Here is a 19,914-nt window from a genome sequence, read left to right on the forward strand (position 1 = left end):
ACTTTAGTGGAGGACTTTTTGCCAAGCTGTGAACTTCTTCGCGTAAAAAACGGCTACTGTTTGTCATAGCGCCTTTTTCGAATTTTCCCCACGGGTATAATCGCCCCTCATTTTTCCCTTTCCAATTCAATGAAGTGATTTGCCATGTCCGAAGCCACCCGCGAACTGGTCATTGTCGGTGTTGATAACGCCGCCTTTGGTCCCCTGCTGGAAGTACTCGAAGAGCGTGAAGTAATTTCCGCCGAGCAGCTGAGTTTGCTGGAGACTGACGAACGGGAAGTGGACCCCCAAGTATTTGCCAATCGCAATATTCCGGTGGAGTCCCTGGAGAAATTTACATTTAACGATAAGCAGGTCGTGATTCTGCTGAGCGCCGGTGATGCCGTTGAAGCCGCCATGGCTGCAGCAGAGCAAAATGGCGCCTGGATTGTAGACGTGGCCAACAACACCCGTGGCGATGAAAGTGTTGCCCTGGTACACCCAATGTTTAACAGCGGTGAACTCGCTTCTGCCGAGCGCCGTGTTGTTGCGCTGCCAAGTGCCGGCGCCTCTATGGTGGCGGAGGCCCTGGCGCCCCTGAAAGATAAACTGCAAGCGGTAGAGGTACAGCTCAATCAGCCGGTGTCTGCTCTGGGCAAGGCCGCAATTGATGCTATGGCGGCACAAACCGCGCGGATGTTTAGCGGCCAGGACGCAGAAATTGATCCTGAGATTGGCCACCGATTGGCGTTTAACCAGCTCAGTGCCTGCGAGGCTCTGCTCGCCAGTGGCCACACCCTCAGTGAGCTGACTTTGGTTCACGACCTGCGCCGCTTATTCGGAGACGCGGTAGCAGTTGATACCAGCATCAATACGGTCTCTGTTTTCCACGGTCAGCTAGCTAATTTGGGCGTCGCTTTAACTGAAGATGTCGACCTGGAAAAAGTGCGTGCGCTGCTGGCAAATGGCGCTGGCCTCAAAATGGCGGAGCAGCCCTCGGCAGAAAGTGCGGTGGGCAGTGACGTGACAATCATCGGCCGCTTGCGCCAAAGTCTACTCAACAAGCGACAGTTAAATCTTTGTGCGGTGTCTGACAACCTGCGTAAAGATGTAGCAATAAACTGTGCACAAATTGCCCACTTGTTGCTAAAAAACTACTGATATTTAATACTTAGCGGCCATAGTGAAGGTGTAATCTTAACTTTGGCCTGGCTGAGACTGGCGAAAAATTCGCCATAGTTGGCGGCTGCCTAAACGGCGGCTAATTAGTTGAACGATTACCGTTCAGTAATGGGGATATTCTGAAGGCGCGCTTTTCGGAAACCCTGGGAAGGTTCTAACAATAAAGGGAATCGGATATGCGTGTGCGTAAGTTGGCACTTGCAGTTGGTCTAGTCGGTGCACTGGGAAGCAACGCGGCTCTGGCGCTTGGACTAGGTGAGATCAAGCTCAACTCGACCCTTAACCAGCCTCTCGATGCGGAAATCGGACTGCTGCAGACTCGCGGTTTGGAAGATACCGAAATTAGGGTTCGCCTCGCAGGTCCTGAAGAATTCGAACGCGCTGGTGTCGAGCGCTCTTACCTCCTTACTTCTTTAAGTTTTGAAGTGGACTACTCCGGTGGTAAGCCGGTTATCCGCATTTCCAGTCGCGATGCCATTCGCGAACCTTTTTTGAATTTCCTGGTTGAAACTCGCTGGCCCAGTGGCCGTCTACTGCGCGAATATACGCTGCTGATGGACCTGCCGGCGTTTTCCCCAACGGCTGCGCAGCAACCCGTGCGCGCAGCTGAGCGCGAGCGGCAGCAAGTGCGTCGCACAGCCCCAGTTCAGCAGCCCCAGCCTCGCACAACACCGGCCCCGGCTGCTCGTCAGGCACCAGCCGAACCAGCCCCAACTGAAAGGACTGCCCCGGAAACTCGCGAGCCCGCTCGCCCGCAGCCACGTTATACGACTACAGACACCAGTGAGAGCAACAGCCAGGTATATGGCCCGGTAAGTTCCTCCGATACGTTGTGGGAAATCGCGCTGCAAAATCGCGCCAGTCGCGAGTTCTCTGTTCAGCAGACCATGCTGGCGATTCAAAGGCTGAACCCAGAAGCCTTTATTAATGACAATATCAACCTGTTGAAGAAAGGTGCCGTGCTGCGCCTGCCCAACACCGAGGATTTGCGCACTCTGACTATGACGGAGGCGATTTCTGAGGTGGCTCAACAGAATGACTCCTGGCGCCAGCGCTCCGAAGTGGAAGTGGCTACTGGCGCACCGCTGGATGCCCGTGCGGTTGAGGAGGAGTCCTATGTCAGCGAAACGGTTGAAGGGCGCGTTAGCCTGGCTGCACCGGGGGACAATGAGTCCGTTACTTCCGGTTCTGGAGTCGGCACTGATGACAGTGAGGCGCTGGAAGGCGATCTCACAGTAGCTGAGGAAGAGCTGGATAAGTCCAAGCTCGAAAACACTGAATTGCGTGAACGTATCGCCGAGCTCGACGAGCAGATCGATACCATGGATACGCTGATTGATGTTTCCAATGAGGAACTGGCTGCGGTGCAGGCCGCCGCGGAGCAGTCAGACGTGTTGCTCGACCCCACTGAGGCGGATGGCGTTGAAGTAGAGTCTTTAGATGACAGCCTGACTGTTGAAGACAGCGAAGAGTTTGATGTTGCTGCTGATACGGAAGAAGAAACTGTTGAAGCAGAACCGGCTCCAGCAGAGACGCGTAACCGTGTAGTTGAAGTTCAAACTAAGCCCAAGCCAACCTTTATGGAGCAGCTGGCCGATAACGGAATGCTGATTGGCCTGGGTGGTGCGGGTCTGCTGGCCGCTATATTTGGCCTGTTCACCTGGCGTCGCCGCAAGGCTGAACAAGAGGCGCAGCAGGAACTTGAACAGCAGATGGCTATGGAACAAGAGCCGCTGGATATTCCTGAGGATATTGCCGAACCCGATGAAACTCTCGCTGCAGTTGAGAGCATGGAGGCAGACGATACCTTCGATCTGGGCGATCTCGGCGATGTAGGCACTGATGACCCAATTTCTGAAGCGGAGATTCACCTGTCCCTGGGGCAGTATGAGGAAGCGGAAAGCAAGCTGCTGCTGGGCCTGGAAAAGGACCCGCAGGTAGTCGATGCGCGCCTGATGTTGATGGAGGTTTACGCCCACAACCAGGACGTTGAAAAGTTTGACGATCACTACCGCCAGCTGCTCAGCATCAGCGACGGTCCTGCTGCCGATCGCGCCGCCCGCCTGCGTGAATCCATTGCTGGTGCGCCGGATTTTGAAGCCCCGGCTATGGGTCTTTCCAATGAGTCCTTCGAAGCGGCGCAGCTCGACGATATCGGCGCGGCCCTGGACGATGACTTCACCAGCGCCGAGCCGGGACTGGTTGGTAGCGGTGACGCGCTGGAGCCCGATACCTCTCTCCTCGATGACCTGACTATGGATCTGTCATTGGATCAGGAAAGCTCTGATTCTGAGCAAGAGCTGTCCCTGGACCTGGAGTTGGATAGCAGCTTTGAAGAGCCGTTGCAGGCGAGCGCAGATCAAAGTGAGTCGCTGGATACCGAGTTCAATCTGGATGATTTGGACCTGGACAGTGCTCTCGACGGAGACAGCCAAGAAGTTACTGCTGAGGTATCGGAACCAGAAGTTGAAAACGACTTAAATCTTGATGAACTTGATTTGGGTGAGTTGGACCTGGGTGATCTGGGCTCAAGTAATCAAGAGCCCGCTTTGATTGAAGAGGATTTGGGGCTTGAGCTTTCTGATAACACAGAAGAGAGTGTCGATGCTCCAATAGAATTCGATACCTCTGAGTTGGATCTGGATTCCCTCGACTTGGAGCCGGCGGCAGAAGAAAACTCTGAGGCCTCAGTTGAGGCCCAGCTGGAAGAAAAGGCAACTACCAGCGGTGGTTCCGTTCCGGGCCTGGATTTTGAGCTGGATCTTTCCATGATGGAGGAAGAGATTCAGCCCCAGACAGAAGAAGAGACTTCGGTTGAGCTGGATACGGCCTTTGAATTGGATGATGCTCTGGAACTGGATTCCGTTGACAGCGGTTTGAGCGAGGAAATCTCCCTGACAGAAGGAGTCTCCTCTGCCCAGGAGTCTGCAGAAGAGTTATCCATGGATGACTTCTCTGATGGCGATCTGGAGATGATCGGCGGCGACTTGGATTCCGACCTGGATCTCGACGGTATCGACCTGGATGATATTGCTGCGGATCTCAACGCAACTGAGCAGCCCTCGGCAGAGGTAGTCGCGGCCAGCAATGAGCCGGCAGCAGATTTATCCCTCGATGCTGATCTGGATACTCTCGATGCTGCAGGTATGGAGCTGGCCGGGGCTAGCGACCTGGACTTCAATGCGGATGCAATCGAAGAGGAGTTCTCCCTGGAGGATGAGCTGGCTCTCATCGATGAATCCACTGAGGGTGATTTGACTCTTGAGCCAGAACCCCTGGTTGAAGCTAAGCCTGAAGCGACAGAGCAGGTTGAGGCGATTGTTGAAAAGCCGTCAGATTCTGATTTTGGTGACCTTGACTTCAACCTGGAAAGCGACCTCAATTCAGAGTTGAGTTTGCTGGAAGGCGGCGATGAGATGGCGACCAAGTTGGAGTTGGCTCAAGCTTATATGGATATGGGTGACGAAGAGGGTGCCAAGGATATCCTCAAAGAGGTCGCCCAGGATGGTGGCGGTGAGCACAAAGACCGCGCCGAGGAAATGCTGGAGCGGATGGTGTAAGCTAGCAGCGTATTCCGTTTTTGAAAAAAACCTCGCACTGGTTGCGAGGTTTTTTTATTTTTACCGGGAAGTTCCCGGCAGTGATTTTTACCCGGCGCAGTCGCAGCGGGGAGAGCAAGTGGTTTTGGTGATATGAGTCAGGTGACGCAGAGGGAATATATTTACAAGCCAAATGGGGAGGTCCCTGAAGGTGAGGGGCTGCCTGAAGGGCTGCGCCGTATAGCCCTGGGCGTTGAATACTGCGGAGCCAAGTTGCACGGTTTCCAGAAGCAGAAGTCTGCATCGGAGACTGTCCAGGCTCATCTGGAGCGGGCTTTATCCACTATTGCAGCGGAGGATGTGACCTTGGTTTGTGCCGGGCGTACCGATGCGGGCGTTCATGCTACCAACCAGGTCATTCACTTTGATACCCGAGCGCAGCGCCCGGACCGCGCCTGGGTACAGGGAGTTAATACCAAGTTGCCGGATTCCGTGCGGGTGCGCTGGGCTCGGGAAATGCCGGCGCAGTTCCATGCACGTTTTTCCGCTCACGCACGCAGTTATCGCTACCTGATCCACAGCGCACCAACCCGCTCGGCACACAGCGCCGCTGAGGTAACCTGGACCCAGCACTCACTGGACTTGGACGCGATGCGTGAGGGAGCCAGCTACTTGATCGGCCGCCACGACTTCACCAGCTACCGCGCCTCTCAGTGCCAGGCTAAGAGCCCGGTGCGCGAAATTACCCGCCTGGATATTGCTCCAGTGGGTCAGCTGATTGCCTTGGAAATTAGTGCTAACGCATTCCTTCACCATATGGTGCGCAATATCACCGGGGTTTTGATGGCCGTGGGGCGAGGGGAGCGCCCACCAATTTGGGTAAAAGAGGTGCTGGATCAGCGGGACCGCTCCGCCGGCGGCGTGACTGCACCGCCGTTTGGCCTGTATCTCGTTGATGTGCGCTACCCGGATCATTTCCAGCTTCCCCAGTGTGAGCCGGGGCCACTTCTGGTGCCACAGCCTTTGGGTGCTTTGCTATCCAGTTAAACTGCTGAATTTTTCGAGGCTAAAGCAAATCTGGGAGAGGGCGTGCATTTCGCGCCTTCTGACTATCTGCTAGTATCCGTCGTTCCCTCTTTTGATCGGCCAGCCGGCTGAGTCCAGGTTACACGATGCAAGTAAAAATATGCGGCATCACTTGTATAGAAGATGCTCTGATGGCTGTAGATGCAGGTGCCGACGCGTTGGGCCTGGTATTTTATAAGCTGAGCCCGCGCTATATCGATCTTGATATGGCAGCTAAAGTTGCAGCGGCAGTTCCCCCATTTGTCACCCTGACGGGGTTATTTGTCGATGCGGCACAGAGTGAGGTGGACGCTGTACTGGAATCGGTGCCGCTTAACCTGTTGCAATTCCACGGCGATGAAAGCGCCCGTTTCTGCGAACAATTCCGGCGTCCCTATATCAAAGCGTTGCGGATGAAAGTTGACCTCGATGTCAAAGCCGCAATGACTGAGCACCCCAAAGCCCGGGGTTTTCTATTGGATGCCTACAGGCCTGGTGTCCCCGGTGGTACCGGAGAGACCTTTGATTGGGACAGGGTTCCCCAAGATAGCAGTCGCCCGATCGTTCTTGCCGGTGGCTTGAATCCCGCTAATGTAACTGCAGCAGTAGAAGCTGCGCGCCCACAGGGGGTGGATGTGAGCGGAGGTGTAGAGCGTCAGCCGGGACGCAAGGATCGAGAAAAAGTTTTTGCGTTTGTCAGCGCGGCGAAGAGATAGATTTAGAGGCGGCACCGGAAGTGCCGCCCGCCGGCTTGGCCGGCGCGAGCCAGTAAATACCAGCAGATCGACGCATCTGCGCCAGTATTTTCTGGCGACGTTTGAATAGTTCGGGAAGAACTACGGCTAATAGTATTGAGGCGGCACAGGGAAGTGCCGCCCGCCGGCTTGGCCGGCGCGAGCCAGCAAATACCAGCAGATCGACGTATCTGCGCCAGTATTTTCTGGCGACGTTTGAATAGTTCAGGAAGAACTACGGCTAATAGTATTGAAGCGGCACAGGGAAGTGCCGCTCGCCGGCTTAGCCGGCGCGAGCCAGTAAATACCAGCAGATCGACGCATCTGCGCCAGTATTTTCTGGCGACGTTTGAATAGTTCAGGGAGAACTACGGCTAATAGTATTGAAGCGGCACAGGGAAGTGCCGCTTGCCGGCTTGGCCGGCGCGAGTCAGCAAATACCAGCAGATCAACGCATCTGCGCCAGTATTTTCTGGCGACGTTTGAATAGTTCAAGGAGAACTATTCAAACAGTAGGTAAACAGAAAGAAAGTTTTAACCCCACGTGACCCACGGAGTATGAGTGTGAGTAAGCCAGGTGCTATCGATTTTTCCACCTTCCCGGATGCGAGCGGACATTTTGGTCCCTACGGCGGTCGCTTTGTATCGGAGACGCTGATCAGCGCATTGGATGAGCTTCAGGCAATGTATAGCCGCCTGAAAGATGATCCGGATTTTGTCGCTGCCTTTGATCACGATCTGGCGCACTACGTAGGCCGGCCATCGCCGCTGTATCTTGCTGAGCGACTGACTGAGCAGGCGGGCGGTGCGCGAATCTGGCTTAAGAGGGAAGACCTGAACCATACCGGTGCGCACAAGGTAAATAACACGGTGGGCCAGGCACTGCTGGCCAAACACAGCGGTAAAACCCGTGTTATTGCCGAAACCGGCGCTGGTCAACACGGTGTGGCTACGGCAACCGTGGCGGCGCGTCTCGGTTTGCAGTGTACGGTTTATATGGGTGCGGAAGACGTTAAGCGCCAGTCCCCCAACGTATACCGTATGAAACTGCTCGGGGCAGAAGTGGTGCCGGTGGAATCCGGCTCCAAGACCCTAAAGGACGCCATGAATGAAGCCATGCGCGATTGGGTAACCAATGTCGATAATACTTTCTACATTATCGGCACTGTGGCTGGTCCTCACCCTTATCCGCAATTGGTGCGCGACTTCAACTCTATTATCGGCCGTGAAGCCCGTCGCCAGAGTTTGGAGCGCTTTGGCCAGTTGCCCGATGCGCTGGTGGCCTGCGTCGGTGGTGGTTCCAATGCGATCGGCCTGTTCCACCCGTTCCTGAATGACGCTGAAGTGAAAATGTTTGGTGTCGAAGCCGGCGGTGAAGGCCTGGCTTCCGGTAAGCATGCTGCACCACTGAATGATGGTATTCCCGGTGTTCTGCACGGTAACCGCACCTACCTGATGGAAGATGACGACGGCCAGATTATCGAGACTCACTCGGTTTCTGCAGGGCTCGACTACCCGGGTGTTGGCCCTGAGCACTCTTGGCTGAAAGATATCGGCCGGGTGGAATATGTCACCGCCGATGATGATGAAGCCCTGGATGCCTTCCGTCGACTCACTCGCACTGAGGGCATTTTGCCGGCATTGGAATCCAGCCATGCAGTCGCGTACGCGCTCAAGTTGGCGGCTTCCATGAGCCCTGAACAGAATGTCCTCGTGAATCTCTCCGGCCGAGGCGATAAGGATATTTTCACCGTTGCTGCTATCGACGGTATCGAGGTGTAGCAATATCACCGCCCGCCTCTGAGGCGGGCAAAATGGGTGAAGATCAAATAATTGAGCTGGCTTTTTGCCAGGAGTAGCTCAGGGAATAAACTGTGACAGAACAAAATAGAATTGATCGCCGCTTTGCCAAGTTGCGCGATGAGGGCCGCAAGGCACTGGTAACTTATATTGTCGCTGGCGATGGCGGCTTGGAAAATACTGTGCCGTTGATGCATCAGTTGGTGGCCAGCGGGGCCGATGTTATTGAACTGGGGGTGCCGTTTTCCGACCCCATGGCAGAGGGCCCGGTAATTCAGAAAGGGCATGAGCGCGCACTGGCCAATGGGGCTTCGCTGCGCAAATGTTTGGCATTGGTGAAAGAATTTCGTCAGTCGGATAGTGACACCCCGGTAATCCTGATGGGCTATGCCAACCCTATTCAGCGTATGGGTGAATTGGAGTTTGCTGAAGCGGCGTCCACTGCGGGTGTCGATGGTGCCCTGACCGTAGATCTGCCAGCTGAAGAGTCCGGTTCCCTGAATGCCTTTTTGGCGGAGCGCAACCTGCGCAATATCTTCCTGCTAACGCCTACCACCACTGAAGAGCGTATTCGTGAAATTACCGATGTCGCCAGTGGCTTTGTTTACTATGTATCCCTGAAGGGGGTTACCGGAGCAGGCCACCTGGATTTGGATTCAGTGCGTGACAATCTGGACCATATTCGCCAGTTTACCGATCTGCCCCTGTGTGTTGGCTTCGGTATCAAAGATGGTACCTCGGCCCGCCAGGTCAGTGCCCATGGCGACGGTGCTGTAGTCGGTAGCGTGCTGGTGTCGGCAGTAGATGCGGCGGCAGACCTGGAAGCCGCTAAAACGGCGGTTGGAGCTATTGTCAGCGAGATGCGCGAAGCCCTGGATCGCTAAAAGCAGCTACAGGTCTAAGCACAAAGTTGGCCAGAAAGCCAAAAATAGCGGCTGATCTGGCCGGGTTTGTTGTTCAGCTTAGTGTTTTAATTCCTAGCCTGAAACCCACTGGTCGGTAAAATGTGCCGGCCCAAAGAAAGCCTCCGGATTTGGAAACGAGATGAGCTGGTTAGAAAAAATTGTCCCTGCGGTAATTCGCACAGAGCGTCGCACCGGCAGCAGCAAGGTCCCCGAGGGGGTTTGGAAGAAGTGCGTCAAATGCGATGCGATGCTTTACCGCCCGGAGCTGGAACGCAATCTGGATGTGTGCCCCAAGTGCGATCACCACTTTAGAATCGGCGCCCGTCGCCGCCTGGATATCTTCCTCGACGAGGAAGGTCGTGAAGAGCTGGCCACCGATGTGCAGCCGGTTGATCGCCTGAAGTTTAAAGACGTTAAAAAATATAAAGACCGCTTGGTACAGGCACAAAAGTCCACTGGTGAGAAGGATGCCCTGATCGCCATGCAGGGCAGCCTGAATGGTGCCCCCCTGGTAGCGGTAGCATTTGAGTTCGCTTTCCACGGTGGCTCCATGGGCTATGTGGTCGGCGAGCGCTTTACCCGTGCCGCTCAGCGTGCCTTGGAGCAGCGTATCCCGCTGGTTTGTTTCTCTGCTACCGGTGGTGCCCGTATGCAGGAGGCCCTGATCTCCCTGATGCAGATGGCCAAAACCTCGGCGGTGCTGGAAAAAATGAAGATGGCCGGCGTGCCATATATCTCCATTATGACCGACCCGGTTTACGGTGGTGTTTCCGCATCCCTGGCCCTGCTGGGTGATATCAACGCGGCGGAGCCCGGAGCGCGCGCTGGTTTTGCCGGCCCGAATATTATCGAGCAGACCATTCGCCAGAAATTGCCGAAAGGTTTCCAGCGCAGTGAGTTCCTGCTGGAGCACGGCGCAATTGATATGATTATTCCTCGCAAGGAAATGCGCTCTACAGTGTCCCGCATATTGGGTAAACTGACCGGCAACTGATTTCCATTCCCTTGGGGTAATGCTGTGATCAGCTTAATTTCCGCTGATTGCAGCCCCCATCATCGATGTTTTCAACTATGCCTTCACTGCAAGATTGGCTCTCCCGCCTGGAGCAGCTGCACCCTTCCGAAATTGAATTAGGTCTTGAGCGCGTCGCGTCTGTGGCCGATGCACTGGGTATCCAGAAACCGGCACCGACAGTGATTACTGTGGCGGGCACCAATGGTAAGGGTTCCTGCGTGGCGACTATGGAGGCGCTGCTGTGTAAGGGGGGGCGCTCCGTAGGCGCTTACAGTTCCCCACACCTTCTGCGCTTTAACGAGAGGGTGCGTATCGGGGGTGAAGAGGTTGCCGATAAAGATCTCGTGCTGGCGTTTGAGGCTATCGAGGTTGCTCGCGGTGAGACCAGCCTGACCTATTTTGAATACACCACCCTGGCGGCGCTCTGGTTATTTCAAAGGGCAGGCGTCGAGTTTGCACTTCTGGAAGTTGGCCTGGGTGGACGCCTGGATGCAGTCAACCTGGTGGATGCGGATCTCGCTATTATCACCAGCGTTGCCATTGATCACGAGGACTGGCTTGGCAGTGACCGGGAAATAATCGGCCGTGAAAAAGCCGGTATCCTGCGTGCTGGGGCGCCTTTTGTCTGTGCTGATAGCAATCCCACCCAATCTGTGCTGTCTGCGGCAGAAAAATTGTCCAGTTCCAGTTACTTTATAGGTCAGGATTTCTCTCTCAATTTGGGAGAGGGTAAAAAAGAACTTTACCGTTTTGGTGAGTTGGAACTTGCTATTCCCCCGATCAACTTGCCGCGCCCGAGTATCGCTGCTGGGATTACCGCGCTGGCTCTGCTCAATGTATTGCCCCAAGGTGAGGTCGAATCTGCACTGGCTGAAATTGCCCTGCCTGGGCGCTGTCAGCAGGTTCAATGGCAGGGGTGTAACTTGCTGTTGGATGTGGGGCACAATCCGGCAGCGGCCGAACACTTGGCTAAATGGCTTGCAGATCACCCTGTAGATGGTGAGACCCATGCGCTGGTAGCGGCCATGGCCGATAAGGATTTGGCGGGACTCTTCGCGCCTTTGCGGGATGTGGTGGATGCCTGGCACCCCGCAGAGTTACCGGGCAATAGCCGCGCTGCGAGCGGAGAGACCTTGCTGGAAGGTCTGGCCGCAGCAGGTGTTGAGGCAACGAACGCCGATAGCCGCTGTCCAAGCGTCGCCGATGGTTTACAACAGCTGCTGCCGACCATTGGTCCACAAGATAGGTTGCTTGTATTTGGTTCCTTCTTTACTGTGGCTGAGGTTCTGCAGCAGATGCGAGACGAAGGTAATGGAGAATTGCGAGGGTAAACCCTCCCGCCGAGGGCGATTGAACGACGGATTTAAGCAGCGTATTGTCGGTGCGTTGGTTTTGGCTGCGCTTGCCGTTATTTTCTTGCCCAGCCTGTTGGACCGGGAGGCCGCAGGCAATATCAGTGAAACCAGCCAGATTCCGGCGGAGCCGGATATACGCCCTATTGAAATTGCCGAGCCGCAACCGGTAGCGGATGCTGTGCCTGCACCGGCGCCCGGTGAGGCTTTCCAGCCGGATCTGCCGGAGAACTTCTCCAACCCGAAGGCTCCAGTAGCTGATGAGGGGGAGGAACGGTCAGAGATCGCCAAGAGTGATGAGCCGGAGGAAAAACTGGCCGCGCCGAAGAAGGGAGCCTCGCCCCTTGTAGATGCCTATGGCCTGCCTGTGGCCTGGGTGGTTCAAGTGGCTTCCTACCGGGATGAGTCCAATGCGGACAAGCTGCGTTTGCGCCTGATGAACGAGGGCTACAGTGCCTATACTCGGGCAGTGGATACAGACAAGGGTCGCCTGGTGCGGGTCTTTGTTGGGCCAAAGGTCAACAAGGCCGATGCCCATCAACTGAAAAAAGAATTGGATACCCTTCTGAAGGCCCAGACCCTCGTGCTTCAGTTCAAGGCCTGATCGGGCCTTTGACTTCAGGTTGCCACTATTTCAGCCCGAGGCGGATGGTGGTAACTCGCTGGCAGATTTCCACTTTGCATTTTTATTCGCAATTAACCGATTGCCACTGTGCCAAACGTCCAGGGAAAGCGGTACTACAAGTAATAAATTCCAATCGGTTGGCCTACGGCTTCACGCGCTTAGTCCCTTCAGTTAGAATGCGCGCTCTTCGCGGCAGCAGCCGCCACGCAGGTAGGATTGAATGAATTGGGCTGACTGGATCATTCTGGCTATTGTGGGTATCTCCACGCTTATCGGCCTTAGTCGAGGTTTCATCAAGGAAACCTTGTCTCTGCTTACCTGGATTGCCGCCTTTATCGTCGCCATGATGTTTCGCGACCAGCTGGCGCCAATGCTATCCAACCTCGTCGACACCCCCTCCCTCCAAATGATTGCAGCTTTTGGCATCCTGTTTATCGGCACCTTACTCGCTGGCGCCGGTCTCAACATGGTGCTCTCTGCCTTTGTTGAGGCAACTGGGCTATCCGGTACAGATAGAGTGCTGGGAATGGCGTTTGGCTTGGTGCGGGGAGCCATTGTCGTGATGGCGCTGTTGATCCTGGCCCCGGCATTGGTGCCGGTGGAACAGGACAGTTGGTGGAGTCAGTCTGTTCTGATTCCCCATTTCCTCGAATTTGAGGATAGTGCGCGGGAGCTGGCGGGCTCCGTTAAGGAATTCTTCGTAAAGTTGTTTTAAATAGAGCGCCAAAAGCGCTCTTCTCGAGTCAATAGGGTCAAATATATGTGTGGTATCGTCGGTATCGTCGGTAAGAGTGACGTCAATCTGCAGCTCTATGATGGGCTCACTCTGCTGCAGCACAGGGGACAGGATGCCGCCGGTATCGTTACCTGTGACGATGATCGCCTGAACCAGCAGAAAGCCAATGGTCTGGTTCGCGACGTATTCCGCGCGCGCCACATGGAGCGTCTGAAAGGTAATTTTGGTATTGGTCACGTCCGCTACCCCACTGCCGGTAGCTCCGGCCCGGCGCTGGCTCAGCCGTTCTACGTGAACTCTCCCTACGGCATTGCCATGGCTCACAACGGCAACCTCACCAATGTGCATGAGGTGGTCGATGAGATCTTCCAGCAGGACCTGCGCCATATCAATACAGATTCTGACTCGGAAGTGTTGCTGAACGTGTTCGCCCACGAGCTGCACAAGTTGCACAAGCTGCAGCCGAAAGCCGAAGATATCTTCAGTGCGATGCGCTCTGTACACAAGCGCGTGCGCGGCGCCTACGCTTGCGTTGCCCTGATTGTCGGTTACGGTATTGTTGCTTTCCGCGATCCCAACGGAATTCGCCCACTGGTTTACGGCAAGCGTGAAACCGAGAAGGGCACCGAATATATGGTGGCTTCCGAGTCCGTGGCTCTGGACGTACTGGGTTACACCCTGGTGCGCGATGTCGCTCCTGGCGAAGCGCTCTATATCGAATTGGATGGCACTGTGCACTCCGAGCAGTGTTCAGATAACCCGTCTTTGACTCCCTGTATTTTTGAGCATGTGTACTTTGCCCGCCCTGACTCCATTATGGATGGCGTATCGGTACACAAGGCGCGTTTGCGTCAGGGTGAGCATCTGGCGGACAAAATTCTCAGCATGCGCCCGGATCACGATATCGACGTGGTTATCCCGATCCCGGATTCTGCCCGCACGGCAGGCCAGACGGTAGCCCACCGCTTGGGGGTGAAATTCCGTGAAGGTATGGTGAAGAACCGCTATATCGGCCGAACCTTTATCATGCCCGGTCAAAAGCAGCGCAAGAAGTCGGTTCGCCAGAAGCTCAATGCCATCGAGCTGGAATTCCGTGGCAAGAACGTGTTGCTGGTAGATGACTCCATTGTGCGCGGTACTACCTGTAAGCAGATTATCCAGATGGCCCGCGATGCCGGTGCTGCCAAAGTGTACTTCGCCAGTGCTGCCCCTGCAGTAAAATACCCGAATGTTTACGGTATCGACATGCCCTCCGCCACTGAGCTGGTGGCTCACGGTCGCACCACCGAGGAAATCTGTGAGGAGATTGGCGCAGACTGGTTGATCTACCAGGAGCTGGAAGATCTGGTGGTCAGCTCCAGCGGCGGCAAGCAAAAAATTGACCGCTTTGATTGCTCTGTATTCGACGGCAATTACATCACCGGTGATGTGGACGAGGAATACCTGAACGATCTGCACGCTCAGCGCAATGATACGGCGAAGCGTAAAAAGGCCGACGCCAACGCTTTGTAATTCGCCCTTGGGGGAATATCTAAATATCCTTCACCTGATTGGCGGGCGGCAAAAAAACCGTTTTTGTAGCCTGCCAATAGTAAAAAAGCGTAAGCGTCCTTTTCTCGCGGCAGAAGAGGGCGCCAGTTAAGATCGTTTCGGTTAAGATGACTGCTTCCAAAAATACTGACCAGGAAGCGGTATATGTTTGAAGACGACGGTTACGCTCTGGAAACCCTGGCGGTGCGCGCCGGCCAGGTTCGCTCACCGGAAGGAGAGCACTCCGAGGCACTTTACCTCACCTCCAGTTATGTTTTCCCCTCTGCTGCAGAGGCTGCTGCGCGCTTTTCTGGCGAAAGCTCCGGCAACGTCTACTCCCGCTATACCAACCCCACAGTACGCACTTTTGAAGAGCGCATCGCTGCTCTAGAAGGCGGTGAAGCTGCGGTAGCCACTGCTAGTGGCATGGCTGCCATTCTCAGTATTTGTATGGCGCTACTGAAAAGTGGCGACCACGTTATCTGTTCCCGCAGTGTTTTCGGCACAACTACGGCTTTATTTGGCCGCTATATGGAAAAGTTCGGCGTGCGGGTGAGCTATGTCGATTTGACCGATATGGATGCCTGGAAGCAGGCCGTAGATGGTTCCACCAAGCTGCTGTTTATGGAGACGCCTTCCAACCCTCTGTGTGAAGTAGCCGATATCCGCGCGTTGGCACAGGTCGCCCACAGCGCTGGTGCCATGCTGGTTGTCGATAACTGTTTCTGTACCCCGGCACTGCAGCGACCTCTATCCATGGGCGCTGATATTGTGGTGCACTCCGCAACCAAATTCCTCGACGGCCAGGGGCGGGCCCTGGGCGGTGTTGTTGTTGGTCGCAAGGATGTAATGGATGAGTTGGTGGTTTTCCTGCGCACTGCCGGACCGAGTATGAGCCCGTTTAATGCCTGGGTATTCCTCAAAGGCCTGGAAACTTTAAAGCTGCGTATGCAGGCGCATTGCACCAATGCACTCGACTTGGCTTGGTGGCTCGATGAGCAGGAGATGGTTGAGAAGGTAAATTACACCGGCTTGCCTAAACACCCCCAACACCGCCTAGCGCGGGAACAGCAAGACGCTTTTGGCGCAGTGCTGAGTTTTACTGTGCGCGGTGGTCGCGAAGCTGCCTGGAAAGTGATCGACAATTGTAAAATCCTCTCCTGCACCGCCAACTTGGGGGATGCAAAAACCACTATTGTGCACCCTGCCACGACAACCCACGGCCGCCTTAGTGATGAAGATAAGGCTCGCGCCGGAATTACCGAAAATTTAATTCGTGTTTCGGTAGGGCTGGAAAATGTTGAGGATCTCAAGCGCGACCTGATGCGTGGATTATCCCAACTATAAGCGCTGGCGTAAGCGCCCAGCTACCTATGATTATTAGCGGACAGTGAAATACTGTTCGCTGCTTCCGGTAGCGTTTGCATTTTGTTGCGCCCCTGCCGGTGTGTAGAAATAGCCCCCTTGAGAAAAATTGAGCAGTAATGGATTTGCCGTGCAAAAAATAGTTTCCGCCATAGTGTCCGATATCGGCAGCGTTTTATTGGGTAAAGAGCGCCAGGTGAAGTTGGCGTTGGCCTGTTTGTTATCAAAAGGCCACCTATTGATCGAAGACCTACCGGGTATGGGTAAGACCACCTTGGCTCATGCACTCGCCCAGGTGCTGGGGCTAACGTATAAGCGGGTGCAGTTCACCAGTGATATGTTGCCGGCGGATATTCTCGGTGTTTCGATATTTGATCGGGAGTCCAGCCAATTTCATTTTCACGAGGGACCTGTGTTTAGCCAGGTGTTATTGGCGGATGAGATTAATCGCTCATCGCCAAAAACCCAAAGTGCGCTGTTAGAGGCCATGGAAGAGCGCCAGGTGAGTGTCGATGGTGAGACCCGCACACTGCCCCAGCCATTTTTTGTGATTGCCACGCAAAACCCGATGCAACAATCGGGCACCTTTGCATTGCCGGAATCCCAGTTGGATCGCTTTCTAATGCGTATTAGTCTCGGCTATCCCACCCGGGAGGCGGAACGAGCTTTGTATTTGGGGGCCGATCCGAGGCAGCAGCTGGCAAAGTTAAAGCCCAGAATCGATATCGCCACACTCGGAAAAATGCAAAACCTGGTTACGCAGGTGAAAACTTCTGACAGTCTGTTGGATTACCTGGAGCGACTGGTTTTGCAAACCCGCCAGAGCCCGGATTGCGCAGTGGGTTTATCACCCCGAGGCGCTTTGGCCCTTTTGCGCGCAGCCAAAGCCTGGGCGTTGATTCACAATCGTGGCCATGTTTTGCCTGAGGATATCCAGGCTGTGTTGCCGGCGGTGGCAGGACATCGATTACAGAGCGATGGCAGCAACGGCGAGCAGTTGGTTGAGCGTCTGATGCGCCAAGTGGATGTGATTGCGGCCTGAGTCGATGAGTGTAAGTCACCCCCAACGTCGGAACCCTTCCCGCAATCCGATACACCTGCTGGTGGAATATTGGCGCAACCTTATGCAGCGCTGGCTTAGTCGCCGGGCACCGCGGGCCCGAGCGATTACCTTGAACCACAGCCGATTATTTATCCTGCCCACGCGCGCAGGCTTAGGTTTCCTAATAGTGGTGGCATTATTGTGGTTGCTGGGCACCAATTATGAAAACAATCTGGTTTTCGCTCTGACATTTTTGTTGGTCAGCATTTTGGCGGTGCTACCACTACACACCTTTGCCAATTTAAGTGGCGTGCACTTGCGCCTTGTGGATACCCGAGCAGCTTTTGCTGGTGATTTTGCCGAGGCGGAAATTAATGTCAGTTGTGAGGGCAAGCGGGAGCGGGAATGGCTCGAGCTGAGTTGGCCACCGGAGCAGGGCAGTCGCGTGGATTTGTGCGAGCAGAAAAGTGCGGATATTTGTATCTCTATGCCGGTAGTAAAACGTGGGCGAGTGCAGGCACCTCGGTTGAGGGTTGAAAGTCGTTTCCCTCTCGGGTTATTTCGCTGCTGGAGCCGCATTGACCTGGATGTTGAATTTTTGGTTTACCCCCGTCCAATTTCTGCGGGCCCTTTACCGCTAGGAGAGACTGTTGCCGAGGGGGAGTTCGGTGAGGTGAAGCGGGGCGGAGATGATTTTGCCGCGCTAAAACCCTATCAAGCGGGTGACTCGTTACGCCATGTAGCCTGGAAGCAATACGCGGCCGGACGCGATCTTTACAGCAAGGACTATGAGCGCAAAACTGACACGCGCTTGTGGCTCGACTGGGGTTTACTCGATGGTAGGGATATAGAGATGCGCCTGAGTAATCTCTGTGACTGGACCCTACAAGCGGAAAAGCAAGGCATTGCATACGGTTTGTGCCTGCCTGGCATTTCAATAGAGCCTTCGCTCGGTCCCGAGCATCAGCAGCAGGTCTTGCAGGCATTGGCCCTGTACCCAGGGCGAGGCCAGTGATGATTGCGAATAAGGATTTATTGCCCAGGGAAAGTTTGCTGTGGATTTTTGCTGCCCAGTTTGTCGCCCTTTTGCCGCAATTCACATTGCTGCCACTGTGGGTGGCTTTTGCCTGGGCCTTTGCAGTTTATTGGCGCCTGGAAGTCTTTCGCGGGCGCAGGGATTTACCCGGCCGCGCTCTTAAACTGACAGTGATTCTTTTGACGGTGGCGGGACTGGCTCTGTCCTATCGGCGCTTGTTTGCTTTGGAGCCGATGATTGCACTCTTGGCGCTGTCATTCACCCTGAAAAATCTCGAACTGGTCAGCCGCAGGGATGCCTTTGTCAGTCTACTGCTGGCCTACTTCGTAGCCGCCACTCTGTTTGTGCAAGAGCAGACCATTCCCTATGCACTTTACGGTTTACTGAGTGTGTTGGTAATTACTGCAGCCCTGGCGGCGCAGCTGGGACACTATAGTGCGCGCCCGCGCCGGGCTCTGGGATTATCCCTGCGGTTGGTGGCACAGGCCACGCCGTTGATGGTGTTGTTGTTTTTGGTGATGCCTCGGCTGGGGCCCCTTTGGTCTGTGCCGCAGAATACCTCCGCTGGGCGCACCGGTGTCAGTGATTCGATGGCCCCGGGAGACTTTACTGAGCTTTCCAAATCCAGTAAGCCGACCTTGCGTATCTCCTTTGATGGACCAGTGCCCCCGCCAGAGCAGCGCTACTGGAGGGGCTTGGTGTACTCGGAATTTGATGGGCGTACCTGGCGCCAGGGCTATGGTGTTGACCCTCGAAATGGCGGGCGAGTGTATTGGAGAAGTGGTGAGCAGGTGCTTCCGCAAGTGGGTCCCCGTTATCGCTACCAGGTTATCCAGGAGGCGAGCCGCAGCCCTTGGCTATTCGCTATGGCAAAACCGGCTTCAGAGAGCGCGGGTGTGGGAGAGACAACGGATGATCGCCTGGTAAAACGGACCCCGGTTTTCAACCGCTTTTCTTACCAGGTAAGTTCCTGGCCGAGAGAAACCCTGTCGCTCAGTGCTACTCTCAGCAATGCGGAGCGGCGCAGGAATTTGCAACTTCCCAGTTTCGGCAATAGCCGTACTCGTCAGTGGATGGCTTCCCTGCGGGACCAGGGGCTCAGTGCTGAGGCGGTTTCCTCCCAGCTGTTGTCGCACTTCCACAGTGCTTTCACTTATACCCTGAAGCCTCCAGCACTGGGCGGCGATACTATTGATGAGTTTCTTTTCGATAGCCAGCAGGGCTTCTGCGAGCACTTTGCCGGTAGTTATGTGTTTGCCATGCGCGCAGCGGGGATACCGGCGCGAGTAGTGGCTGGTTACCAGGGCGGTGAGTGGGTCAGTGGAGAAGAGTACTTATTGGTGCGAGAGTACGACGCCCATGCCTGGGCTGAAATTTGGCTCGACGGCCAAGGCTGGCAACGTGTAGACCCCACAGCGGCAGTAGCTCCGGAGCGGGTGCGCGACGGTCTGGAGAGTGCGGCGGGTGAAGAGTTTATGCAGGACTCCCTATTTCCTTTACACCGTATCGGCATTCTCAGCCAGTTGCGCTTACAGTGGGATATGATCAACTACCGTTGGTATCAAACCGTAGTGAGCTTTGATGCCGATCGGCAGCAGAATTTGTTACAGCGGCTATTTGGTGATCTGTCTCCAATGCGTATCGCCCTATTACTGGGGGCACCGATTCTTGTGCTTTTGTTGGGTATCAGTTTGTGGGCGGCCCGCTCCGCAGGAGGACCCAAGTTGGCGCCTGCAGAGAAGCTCTACCAGCGCTTTTGCCGGCGCATGGCCCGCAATGGAGTCCAGCGGCATTCCGGTGAGACTGCAGGATCCTATGCCCGCCGGATTGCCGAGGAAAAACCGGAGATGTCTGGTTATGCCGCAGCAGTGACAGAGGCTTTTGAGTCTGCCGCCTATGGTGGTGATGGCTCTGGGCTAAGAACACTTCGGAAGCTATCAAGCTGGTATTTCTGGTTGCGGCACTCGGCAAATATGACGCCGCAAAAGCGTGAGTTGGCAGGTTATTAA

The 19,914-nt window shown here is 55.1% G+C and carries 15 protein-coding genes; all 15 read left to right on the forward strand.

Going from position 1 to position 19,914, the window contains the following annotated elements; genetic code table 11:
• Positions 1-144: 144 nt before the first annotated feature.
• The 15 genes from ACG1BZ_RS06790 to ACG1BZ_RS06860 all read left to right on the forward strand — a co-directional run bounded on the left by ACG1BZ_RS06790 (position 145) and on the right by ACG1BZ_RS06860 (position 19,914).
• A complete protein-coding gene (locus tag ACG1BZ_RS06790) occupies positions 145-1,140 on the forward strand; it encodes an Asd/ArgC dimerization domain-containing protein (RefSeq protein WP_413664949.1) in 996 nt (331 codons plus the stop codon).
• Positions 1,141-1,337: 197 nt separating this feature from the next.
• Positions 1,338-4,721, forward strand: a complete 3,384-nt coding sequence (locus ACG1BZ_RS06795) for a FimV/HubP family polar landmark protein (protein ID WP_413664950.1) — start codon at positions 1,338-1,340, stop codon at positions 4,719-4,721.
• A 132-nt stretch (positions 4,722-4,853) separates the two neighbouring features.
• Positions 4,854-5,747, forward strand: coding sequence for a tRNA pseudouridine(38-40) synthase TruA (gene truA / locus ACG1BZ_RS06800; protein WP_413664951.1), 894 nt, complete (start codon positions 4,854-4,856; stop codon positions 5,745-5,747).
• 125 nt (positions 5,748-5,872) lie between these two features.
• Positions 5,873-6,481, forward strand: a complete 609-nt coding sequence (locus ACG1BZ_RS06805) for a phosphoribosylanthranilate isomerase (protein WP_413664952.1) — start codon at positions 5,873-5,875, stop codon at positions 6,479-6,481.
• A gap of 576 nt (positions 6,482-7,057) precedes the next feature.
• On the forward strand, positions 7,058-8,281 hold the full coding sequence (gene trpB, locus ACG1BZ_RS06810; protein ID WP_108732438.1) for a tryptophan synthase subunit beta: 1,224 nt from the start codon (positions 7,058-7,060) through the stop codon (positions 8,279-8,281).
• Between the two features lie 92 nt (positions 8,282-8,373).
• A complete protein-coding gene (gene trpA, locus ACG1BZ_RS06815) occupies positions 8,374-9,183 on the forward strand; it encodes a tryptophan synthase subunit alpha (RefSeq protein WP_413664953.1) in 810 nt (269 codons plus the stop codon).
• Positions 9,184-9,343: 160 nt separating this feature from the next.
• Positions 9,344-10,198 carry an acetyl-CoA carboxylase, carboxyltransferase subunit beta gene (accD, locus tag ACG1BZ_RS06820; protein ID WP_282931874.1) on the forward strand — a complete coding sequence of 285 codons (855 nt, stop codon included), beginning with the start codon at positions 9,344-9,346 and terminating at the stop codon, positions 10,196-10,198.
• Between the two features lie 77 nt (positions 10,199-10,275).
• Entirely contained in the window at positions 10,276-11,550 is a 1,275-nt protein-coding gene (folC, locus tag ACG1BZ_RS06825) for a bifunctional tetrahydrofolate synthase/dihydrofolate synthase (protein WP_413664954.1), read from the forward strand.
• Positions 11,531-12,175, forward strand: coding sequence for an SPOR domain-containing protein (locus ACG1BZ_RS06830; protein ID WP_413664955.1), 645 nt, complete (start codon positions 11,531-11,533; stop codon positions 12,173-12,175). The genes folC and ACG1BZ_RS06830 overlap by 20 nt, the downstream gene beginning before the upstream one ends.
• Positions 12,176-12,416: 241 nt before the next feature.
• Entirely contained in the window at positions 12,417-12,911 is a 495-nt protein-coding gene (locus ACG1BZ_RS06835) for a CvpA family protein (protein ID WP_282931877.1), read from the forward strand.
• A 45-nt stretch (positions 12,912-12,956) separates the two neighbouring features.
• Entirely contained in the window at positions 12,957-14,444 is a 1,488-nt protein-coding gene (purF, locus tag ACG1BZ_RS06840; protein WP_282931878.1) for an amidophosphoribosyltransferase, read from the forward strand.
• Positions 14,445-14,627: 183 nt separating this feature from the next.
• A complete protein-coding gene (locus ACG1BZ_RS06845) occupies positions 14,628-15,809 on the forward strand; it encodes an O-succinylhomoserine sulfhydrylase (protein WP_413664956.1) in 1,182 nt (393 codons plus the stop codon).
• Positions 15,810-15,957: 148 nt separating this feature from the next.
• The gene (locus tag ACG1BZ_RS06850) at positions 15,958-16,869 is read left to right on the forward strand and encodes an AAA family ATPase (RefSeq protein WP_413664957.1); all 912 of its coding nucleotides are present in this window, start codon (positions 15,958-15,960) and stop codon (positions 16,867-16,869) included.
• Between the two features lie 4 nt (positions 16,870-16,873).
• On the forward strand, positions 16,874-17,884 hold the full coding sequence (locus ACG1BZ_RS06855; RefSeq protein WP_413664958.1) for a DUF58 domain-containing protein: 1,011 nt from the start codon (positions 16,874-16,876) through the stop codon (positions 17,882-17,884).
• Positions 17,884-19,914: a DUF3488 and DUF4129 domain-containing transglutaminase family protein gene (locus ACG1BZ_RS06860; RefSeq protein WP_413665853.1), complete on the forward strand. Its 2,031-nt coding sequence runs from the start codon at positions 17,884-17,886 to the stop codon at positions 19,912-19,914. Before ACG1BZ_RS06855 ends, ACG1BZ_RS06860 begins: the two co-directional genes overlap by 1 nt.

This window comes from Microbulbifer sp. CNSA002 (assembly GCF_047324085.1).
Taxonomy (GTDB): Bacteria; Pseudomonadota; Gammaproteobacteria; order Pseudomonadales; family Cellvibrionaceae; genus Microbulbifer.

Excerpts from the sequence above, each read along its gene's own strand:
- purF (WP_282931878.1), top strand. The coding sequence starts at position 12,957 with ATGTGTGGTATCGTCGGTATCGTCGGTAAGAGTGACGTCAATCTGCAG.
- ACG1BZ_RS06795 (WP_413664950.1), top strand. The coding sequence starts at position 1,338 with ATGCGTGTGCGTAAGTTGGCACTTGCAGTTGGTCTAGTCGGTGCACTG.
- accD (WP_282931874.1), top strand. The coding sequence starts at position 9,344 with ATGAGCTGGTTAGAAAAAATTGTCCCTGCGGTAATTCGCACAGAGCGT.
- ACG1BZ_RS06860 (WP_413665853.1), top strand. The coding sequence starts at position 17,884 with ATGATTGCGAATAAGGATTTATTGCCCAGGGAAAGTTTGCTGTGGATT.
- truA (WP_413664951.1), top strand. The coding sequence starts at position 4,854 with ATGAGTCAGGTGACGCAGAGGGAATATATTTACAAGCCAAATGGGGAG.
- ACG1BZ_RS06830 (WP_413664955.1), top strand. The coding sequence starts at position 11,531 with ATGGAGAATTGCGAGGGTAAACCCTCCCGCCGAGGGCGATTGAACGAC.
- ACG1BZ_RS06855 (WP_413664958.1), top strand. The coding sequence starts at position 16,874 with ATGAGTGTAAGTCACCCCCAACGTCGGAACCCTTCCCGCAATCCGATA.
- folC (WP_413664954.1), top strand. The coding sequence starts at position 10,276 with ATGCCTTCACTGCAAGATTGGCTCTCCCGCCTGGAGCAGCTGCACCCT.
- trpB (WP_108732438.1), top strand. The coding sequence starts at position 7,058 with ATGAGTGTGAGTAAGCCAGGTGCTATCGATTTTTCCACCTTCCCGGAT.
- ACG1BZ_RS06790 (WP_413664949.1), top strand. The coding sequence starts at position 145 with ATGTCCGAAGCCACCCGCGAACTGGTCATTGTCGGTGTTGATAACGCC.
- ACG1BZ_RS06835 (WP_282931877.1), top strand. The coding sequence starts at position 12,417 with ATGAATTGGGCTGACTGGATCATTCTGGCTATTGTGGGTATCTCCACG.
- ACG1BZ_RS06805 (WP_413664952.1), top strand. The coding sequence starts at position 5,873 with ATGCAAGTAAAAATATGCGGCATCACTTGTATAGAAGATGCTCTGATG.
- ACG1BZ_RS06845 (WP_413664956.1), top strand. The coding sequence starts at position 14,628 with ATGTTTGAAGACGACGGTTACGCTCTGGAAACCCTGGCGGTGCGCGCC.